General features: G+C 79.2%; 1 protein-coding gene and 1 pseudogene. One reads left to right on the top strand and one right to left on the bottom strand.

All coding sequences use genetic code 11. The annotated features are described in order from the left end of the window. Positions 1–188 (bottom strand): hypothetical protein (locus QOL99_RS17410; protein ID WP_285525674.1); only part of this gene is annotated, 188 nt, incomplete at its 3' end. Between the two features lie 181 nt (positions 189–369). On the opposite strand from QOL99_RS17410, the pseudogene QOL99_RS17405 reads away from it, so the two are divergent. Continuing rightward, positions 370–663, top strand: a pseudogene (locus QOL99_RS17405) (hypothetical protein); the annotation flags it as partial.

The raw sequence follows: 663 nt of genomic DNA, 5'->3' as shown, positions 1-663 counted from the left end.
GGCGGCGGCTGGACGCCCTGATGGGGGGTGCCCCCTCCACCACCCTCGCCCCCGGCACCGACCTGCCGGGCGGCGCGATTCTGTACGCGGCCACGCCCCGCGCGGCGCTGTCGGCCCCCGTGCCGGAGGGAGACACCCTGACCCTGCACCTCGCGGGGGGGCGGGAGGTGACGTGGCGGGGGCTGCATCTCTCCTGGCAGCGGGTGGGGGCAGGCTGGCAACTGCTCGCCCAGGGACCGGGCGGCCGCACGGTGGCCCTGCTGCACCCCGGGCGCCCCGCCGCCGAGCGGGTGCAGACCCTGGGGCTGGGGCCGCTGATTCCCGGGGAGGCGGCGCTNCCTGACCCTGCACCTCGCGGGGGGGCGGGAGGTGACGTGGCGGGGGCTGCATCTCTCCTGGCAGCGGGTGGGGGCAGGCTGGCAACTGCTCGCCCAGGGACCGGGCGGCCGCACGGTGGCCCTGCTGCACCCCGGGCGCCCCGCCGCCGAGCGGGTGCAGACCCTGGGGCTGGGGCCGCTGATTCCCGGGGAGGCGGCGCTGCGGCTGAGCCTCAGCGGGGCCTACCTCACGCTGGACTGGCTCACCCCGGCGGGACCGGGGCTGACCGAACTGGCCGCGCAGGCCCGGATCGTGGCCGCCCTGCTGCGCCCGGACGGGGGGCAC

Origin of the sequence: Deinococcus rhizophilus, from assembly GCF_030271215.1 — a bacterium.
In the GTDB taxonomy this organism is placed as follows: domain Bacteria; phylum Deinococcota; class Deinococci; order Deinococcales; family Deinococcaceae; genus Deinococcus; species Deinococcus rhizophilus.
This window is presented reverse-complemented; position numbering and strand designations above follow the sequence as displayed.